This is a genomic window from Acinetobacter sp. YH12039, from assembly GCF_013420015.1.
GTDB classification, from domain to species: domain Bacteria; phylum Pseudomonadota; class Gammaproteobacteria; order Pseudomonadales; family Moraxellaceae; genus Acinetobacter; species Acinetobacter amyesii.
Genome location: NZ_VOZA01000080.1, coordinates 1 through 6,966, shown reverse-complemented (window position 1 = coordinate 6,966; position 6,966 = coordinate 1). Strand labels below are relative to the sequence as shown.

The 6,966-nt window shown below is 52.4% G+C and carries 6 protein-coding genes and 3 pseudogenes; 5 read left to right on the top strand and 4 right to left on the bottom strand.

Features of this window, described 5'->3' with window-relative positions:
• Nucleotides 1–75: pseudogene (locus FTT98_RS16905) on the top strand (IS6 family transposase); the annotation flags it as partial.
• Between the two features lie 53 nt (nt 76–128).
• Here the strand turns inward: FTT98_RS16905 and FTT98_RS16900 are convergent.
• Nucleotides 129–296, bottom strand: a pseudogene (locus FTT98_RS16900) (mobilization protein); the annotation flags it as partial.
• Nucleotides 297–528: 232 nt separating this feature from the next.
• On the opposite strand from FTT98_RS16900, the gene aph(3'')-Ib reads away from it, so the two are divergent.
• The 3 genes and pseudogenes from aph(3'')-Ib (at nt 529) to FTT98_RS16885 (ending at nt 2,606) form a co-directional block, all read left to right on the top strand.
• Nucleotides 529–1,332, top strand: coding sequence for an aminoglycoside O-phosphotransferase APH(3'')-Ib (aph(3'')-Ib, locus tag FTT98_RS16895; RefSeq protein WP_001082319.1), 804 nt, complete (start codon nt 529–531; stop codon nt 1,330–1,332).
• Nucleotides 1,332–2,172: pseudogene (locus tag FTT98_RS16890) on the top strand (APH(6)-I family aminoglycoside O-phosphotransferase). The gene aph(3'')-Ib and the pseudogene FTT98_RS16890 overlap by 1 nt, the downstream one beginning before the upstream one ends.
• Before the next feature lie 167 nt (nt 2,173–2,339).
• Nucleotides 2,340–2,606 (top strand): hypothetical protein, encoded by a 267-nt coding sequence (locus tag FTT98_RS16885; protein WP_052928020.1) that lies wholly within the window; start codon nt 2,340–2,342, stop codon nt 2,604–2,606.
• A 15-nt stretch (nt 2,607–2,621) separates the two neighbouring features.
• Here FTT98_RS16885 and tet(Y) read toward each other — a convergent pair whose 3' ends face one another.
• Nucleotides 2,622–3,797 (bottom strand): tetracycline efflux MFS transporter Tet(Y), encoded by a 1,176-nt coding sequence (gene tet(Y), locus FTT98_RS16880; protein WP_011931119.1) that lies wholly within the window; start codon nt 3,795–3,797, stop codon nt 2,622–2,624.
• 82 nt (nt 3,798–3,879) lie between these two features.
• Between tet(Y) and tetR(Y) the strand changes: the two genes are divergently transcribed.
• Nucleotides 3,880–4,503 (top strand): tetracycline resistance transcriptional repressor TetR(Y), encoded by a 624-nt coding sequence (gene tetR(Y) / locus FTT98_RS16875; protein WP_011931118.1) that lies wholly within the window; start codon nt 3,880–3,882, stop codon nt 4,501–4,503.
• 63 nt (nt 4,504–4,566) lie between these two features.
• Here tetR(Y) and FTT98_RS16870 read toward each other — a convergent pair whose 3' ends face one another.
• Both FTT98_RS16870 and FTT98_RS16865 read right to left on the bottom strand, forming a co-directional pair.
• Nucleotides 4,567–4,863: a hypothetical protein gene (locus FTT98_RS16870; RefSeq protein WP_044501921.1), complete on the bottom strand. Its 297-nt coding sequence runs from the start codon at nt 4,861–4,863 to the stop codon at nt 4,567–4,569.
• Nucleotides 4,864–5,003: 140 nt separating this feature from the next.
• On the bottom strand, nt 5,004–6,966 hold a 1,963-nt coding region (locus FTT98_RS16865), incomplete at its 5' end, for a Tn3 family transposase (protein WP_373682959.1).

Below are 6,966 nucleotides of genomic sequence, written 5' to 3'. Positions count from 1 at the left end.
GGACAAGCATCGTCATTTTATTATGGTCAGCCTCAGGGTGAAGTGTGTCTAATCAACAGGGTTTTCGGTCTCTAAGCACTTTTTAAAGGGAACTTCATCGACTCAAATCTCTATTTGCAACAGTGCCGTAAAATTTTACGTCTGGTATCGTTTTTTCGATTTTGTTCTTTCTGTTTTGCCTTTTCACGAGCGTCTTTAGCCTGCTTTTGAGCTTTAAGCTGCTTTAAGCGTTCTTCCTGTTGCTTTAAGCGTTCTTCCTGCTTAGCAATTCTCTGTTCTAAAGATTCATTTGTCATTGTAATTCCCATACCTAAAAAACCATTCAAGCATAGGATACCTGCCATTGAGATTCAATGCCTTCCTAAGCTATAATGGTTTTCCAGAATGGGGCACTTTACCAAACTAATTTCATTAAGTTTGGAAGTCCGAAAGGGGATACCCCTTTACCCCATAAAATTATTTTGTTGTTGTTGAGAAAAGACAAATGAGCCACCTCCGCGCTTCATCAGAAAACTGAAGGAACCTCCATTGAATCGAACTAATATTTTTTTTGGTGAATCGCATTCTGACTGGTTGCCTGTCAGAGGCGGAGAATCTGGTGATTTTGTTTTTCGACGTGGTGACGGGCATGCCTTCGCGAAAATCGCACCTGCTTCCCGCCGCGGTGAGCTCGCTGGAGAGCGTGACCGCCTCATTTGGCTCAAAGGTCGAGGTGTGGCTTGCCCCGAGGTGATCAACTGGCAGGAGGAACAGGAGGGTGCATGCTTGGTGATAACGGCAATTCCGGGAGTACCGGCGGCTGATCTGTCTGGAGCGGATTTGCTCAAAGCGTGGCCGTCAATGGGGCAGCAACTTGGCGCTGTTCACAGCCTATCGGTTGATCAATGTCCGTTTGAGCGCAGGCTGTCGCGAATGTTCGGACGCGCCGTTGATGTGGTGTCCCGCAATGCCGTCAATCCCGACTTCTTACCGGACGAGGACAAGAGTACGCCGCAGCTCGATCTTTTGGCTCGTGTCGAACGAGAGCTACCGGTGCGGCTCGACCAAGAGCGCACCGATATGGTTGTTTGCCATGGTGATCCCTGCATGCCGAACTTCATGGTGGACCCTAAAACTCTTCAATGCACGGGTCTGATCGACCTTGGGCGGCTCGGAACAGCAGATCGCTATGCCGATTTGGCACTCATGATTGCTAACGCCGAAGAGAACTGGGCAGCGCCAGATGAAGCAGAGCGCGCCTTCGCTGTCCTATTCAATGTATTGGGGATCGAAGCCCCCGACCGCGAACGCCTTGCCTTCTATCTGCGATTGGACCCTCTGACTTGGGGTTGATGTTCATGCCGCCTGTTTTTCCTGCTCATTGGCACGTTTCGCAACCTGTTCTCATTGCGTGCGGACACCTTTTCCAGCCTCGTTTGGAAAGTTTCATTGCCAGACGGGACTCCTGCAATCGTCAAGGGATTGAAACCTATAGAAGACATTGCTGATGAACTGCGCGGGGCCGACTATCTGGTATGGCGCAATGGGAGGGGAGCAGTCCGGTTGCTCGGTCGTGAGAACAATCTGATGTTGCTCGAATATGCCGGGGAGCGAATGCTCTCTCACATCGTTGCCGAGCACGGCGACTACCAGGCGACCGAAATTGCAGCGGAACTAATGGCGAAGCTGTATGCCGCATCTGAGGAACCCCTGCCTTCTGCCCTTCTCCCGATCCGGGATCGCTTTGCAGCTTTGTTTCAGCGGGCGCGCGATGATCAAAACGCAGGTTGTCAAACTGACTACGTCCACGCGGCGATTATAGCCGATCAAATGATGAGCAATGCCTCGGAACTGCGTGGGCTACATGGCGATCTGCATCATGAAAACATCATGTTCTCCAGTCGCGGCTGGCTGGTGATAGATCCCGTCGGTCTGGTCGGTGAAGTGGGCTTTGGCGCCGCCAATATGTTCTACGATCCGGCTGACAGAGACGACCTTTGTCTCGATCCTAGACGCATTGCACAGATGGCGGACGCATTCTCTCGTGCGCTGGACGTCGATCCGCGTCGCCTGCTCGACCAGGCGTACGCTTATGGGTGCCTTTCCGCAGCTTGGAACGCGGATGGAGAAGAGGAGCAACGCGATCTAGCTATCGCGGCCGCGATCAAGCAGGTGCGACAGACGTCATACTAGATATCAAGCGACTTCTCCTATCCCCTGGGAACACATCAATCTTACCGGAGAATATCGTTGGCCAAAGCCTTAGCGTAGGATTTCGCCCTCTCCCGCAAACGACCCCATGTGGGCGGTAAAATCAGCTATGTCCGTATTCCCTCACCTGAAGACTTCTGGTGATGAAAATGGCATCCCCACCCGGAAACTGGAAAACCCGCTATAAAGCCAGTGATCTTGCAGACCATCAAAGATTAGAAATGACCTGCAAGAAATGTAACCGCCTTGTTTATATCAATAAGGCAATGATCAGCTCAATTCGAGGACACGAGCAATTATATTTGGACGAAGTTGAACGACGCGCACGCTGCAAAGCTCAAAATTGCCGTGGCACCATGCGCATGGCAATGGTGCGTCTTGATGAACTCAGCGGTTTTATTGGCGGGATTGCTTGATCTCCCGCCAAGATTTTAAGATCGCAATAAACTGGCTGACTGGCGCAATAATGGTATAGCAATAAGATAAAGGCTTGCTGCGACGAGCCAAACCCAACCATCCCACTGCCCCGCGGTTAAGCCATAAAGCGTCGTAAATCCGACCGGCCCGATAATCGAGGTTATATTCGTCAACCCCGTTAAAGTTCCCTGTAAAGCACCTTGTTTTTCATCGCAAACAAGACCTGAAATAATGGCCTGCAAAGCAGGCATACCAATGCCGCCTGTGGCCAGCATAAAAATTGCCGGCAGAACCATCCAGCTTTGCGTGATAAAAGCCAGCAATAAAAACCCGCACATATCAGCGCCCATTCCAAGCAGCAACACACCGCGGTCACCCAGTCGCTTTGAAAGAGTGCCGGTTAAAACAGCTTGTACGAATGTATGTGCTGCACCAAAAACGGCCAGCGACACACCTGCTGTGCCAATATCCCAATTCAAGCGCTGTTCGCCATAAATCACCCACAAAGCGGCGGGCGCCTGCCCAATCAGCTGCATAAGAAAAAACAACGCAAAAAAGCTGGCAAGTCCCTGAACTGCAAAATTGAAGCGAAAGCCTTCAAACAAATTGATTTTGGCTGGCTGTCCTTCAGGCGGTTGTGACGGCGTTTTGGGCAACAAGAAAGCCACCAAACAAAAGGCAATTGCATTGAGAAGAGCCCCTGCCACAAAGGGCGCATGCACAGATATATCACCAAGAACACCGCCAATAGCAGGCCCTGCAATCATACCTGCACCAAAACACGCCCCCATAAAACCAAACCAACGCGCACGTTCTTCCTGTTTAGTTGTATCAGCGATAATTGATGCCGCGATTGCACCAGTTGCTCCGGTAACACCTGAGATAATCCGGCCGATATAAAGCACCCATAAAACAGGCGCTGCCGCCATTATGCTATAATCAATCGTGGCACCTAAAAATGAAACCAGCAAAATAATCCGCCGTCCATAGCGGTCAGATAACCGCCCTAAAACGGGCGCGCAAAAGACCTGCATAAACGCATAAAGCGATAAAAAAACACCATAGTGAAATGCTGTTTGCTCTGCCGGTACAAATTCATTTAATAAAGCCGGAACCACCGGCATGATTAATCCCAAACCAATCGCATCAAGCGCGACAACAATGAGTGCGGTTATAAGTGATTTTGACATAGATGTGACTTTTATTTATCATTGATAAGTTGGCGATAATAAACTTTATCAACGATAAATTGTCAAGAGGTAATGCAATAAAATGACCAAATTGGATCGTGAGACCGTTATTCAGGCTGCACTTGAACTTCTCAACGAAGTCGGTGTTGACAATTTAACAACGCGAAAATTGGCCGAGCGCCTGAAGGTGCAGCAACCTGCTCTTTATTGGCATTTTCGCAATAAGCGCGCCCTGCTTGATGCCTTATCTGAAGCCATGTTAGAAAAAAATCACACCCGCACCGTGCCTCAGACAGGAGAAGACTGGCGTGTCTTTTTAAAAGAAAATGCACTCAGCTTTCGTAGCGCACTGCTTTCTTATCGTGATGGCGCACGCATTCATGCGGGCACACGCCCAACCAGTGCGCAATATGAGCGCGTGGAAAAACAGATCAGATTTTTATGTGAGAGCGGATTTGAACAGCCCGATGCCGTACGGGCATTAGTGATTGTCAGTCATTATACGACGGGCTCTGTCAGTGAGCAGCAAGCAGCCCTCGAAGATAGTTCTGAACGCAAACAAGCCTCAAAAGAAGCCCCTGCACAGCCATCACAGTTTCTATCTCATGCCTTTGATACATTCGATGCGGAAGGTGCCGATTTTGCCTTTGAATATGGATTGGATGCTTTAATTTCCGGTCTGGAAATGAAGAAAGCCACAAAATAACTTAGCAGATGCAACATAAAAAAGCCCCGCAAAGCGAGGCTTTTAAAATGATTAACTTAAAGATTATGCTTTTGGTGCAGCTTTTGGTTTGCGTGTTGAATAGACGACAAAGAACCCTGCAACCAAACCATAACCAAGCCATTTAAATGGCAGTATATCCGCATCTTCGCTGCGGATTGCACGTACCGCAACCGTGCCCGGACGTGTTTCCACACCCGCTTTACCACTGCTTTGAGCCGCTTCAATCTGATCAGGTGAGACGACCCATTCACGGCCTGTATATTTATCATAGGCCATAAAACCAAAGCCCACGATGAGTGCGGTGATTGCGCCTGCAATCAAACGAATGCGCATATTCATATCAAATTTCCATTATTTAATCTTGTTCAGCTTTTAAGCTGACAACAGCAAAAACATCAATTAGCAAAGCCGATCACTTATTATTATCTAATTCAAAATCACAAAATGGGGTCGTTTGCGGGAGGGGGCGGAATCCTACGCTAAGGCTTTGGCCAGCGATATTCTCCGGTGAGATTGATGTGTTCCCATCCGAGCGGCGAAACATGGGCCAAGAGATCGGGCGATAGCAGCTTTCCATCGCGTTTCTGGTTTGCAACGACCTCGCCGAGCTTCATGGTGTTCCAGAAGATGATGATGGCGGCGAGCAGATTCATGCCGGCGATGCGGTAATGCTGGCCTTCGGCGGAACGGTCGCGGATTTCACCGCGGCGGTGGAAGCTGATTGCCCGCTTCAGCGCATGATGAGCTTCGCCTTTGTTGAGCCCGATCTGGGCACGCCGTTGGAGTTCGGCATCCAGAATCCAGTCGATCATGAACAGGGTGCGCTCGACGCGACCGACTTCCCGCAGGGCTGTCGCGAGCTCGTTCTGCCGCGGATAGGAGGCGAGTTTCCGCAGAATCTGGCTTGGCGCGACGGTCCCGGCAGCAATGGTGGCGGCGATGCGCAGGATGTCGGGCCAATTGCGCTCGATCATGGCTTGGTTGACCTTTCCGCCGATCAACGCTCGCAGGTGCGCCGGGGCGGCCGACGGATTGAACGCGTAGAGCCGTTTGGATGGCAGGTCGCGGATGCGCGGAGCGAACCGGTAGCCGAGAATGGCACATGCGGCAAAGACGTGATCGGTGAAGCCGCCCGTGTCGGTGAACTGCTCGCGGATATGGCGTCCAGCATCGTTCATCAGCAGGCCATCGAGGATGTAAGGCGCTTCGCTTGCCGTTGCAGGAATCACCTGGGTTGCGAACGGCGCATATTGGTCGGAGACGTGGCTATAGGCTTTCAGGCCCGGGGTATTGCCATATTTCGCGTTGACCAGGTTCATGGCCTCACCTTGCTCTGTAGCGACGAAGAACTGTCCGTCGCTCGAAGCCGACGTGCCCATGCCCCAGAACCGGGCCATGGGTAACGCTGCCTGTGCCTCGACCACCATGGCCAGCGCCCGGTCATAGGCTTCGCCCTCGACATGCCACCGTCCAATGCGGATCAATTCCCAGAAGGTGTGGGTGTTTGTCGCATCCGCCATTTTGCGCAAGCCGAGGTTGATCCCTTCCGCCAAGATAACGTTCATTAGCCCGATCCGGTCAGCGCAGGGTGCTCCTGTGCGCAGATGGGTGAACGCTTCGGTGAAGCCGGTCGCCGCATCCACCTCCAGCAGGAGATCGGTGATGCGCGTGGGCGGGATCTGCTTGTAGAGATCGAGCACCAGATCTTCGGCGCCTGTCGGCGCGGCGGCTTCGAGTTTCTCGATATGCAGAACGCCGTTTTCAATCGACCCGCCCGGGATCGTGCCTGCGCGAGCGGCACGGCCAAGCTCGCGCAACCGCATGTCGAGGCGAGCTTGCCGGTCTGCCAGCCATTCCTCCGGCCGCAATGGCACAGCGAGACGACCGCCTTCCGCGATGGATTGTGCCGGAACGAGTGCGTGTTTCAGATCGCCATAGCGCCGGGACCTAGTAAGCCAGACATCTCCGGAGCGGAACGCATCGCGCAGATGGAACAGCACCGCGATCTCCCATAGGCGAGCGTCGCCAGCCCTCTGGGCCCGAAGGTGGCGATGCCATTTCGAGCTGGGCCGCAAGAAGCTGGTCATCGCGGCATCGTTCAAACCGGTACGAAGGGCCGTCACCGCTTCCAGAAGCGGCAGTGCAACGGGCGCAGCTCGCAGATCGAGCAGGCGCAACATGCGTGGAGCGTATCGGCGGAAGCGGTGATAACCGTCGAGCACATGATTGAGCGGATCGTCGGCCATGGTGGCGGTCAGCCTGGTTGCCATTGCAACAAGGGTTTTTAAGCCGTCCCACCCTGACCCACTCGCGATGGCACTGTTGCAAATAGTCGGTGGTGATAAACTTATCATCCCCTTTTGCTGATGGAGCTGCACATGAACCCATTCAAAGGCCGGCATTTTCAGCGTGACATCATTCTGTGGGCCGTACGCTGGTACT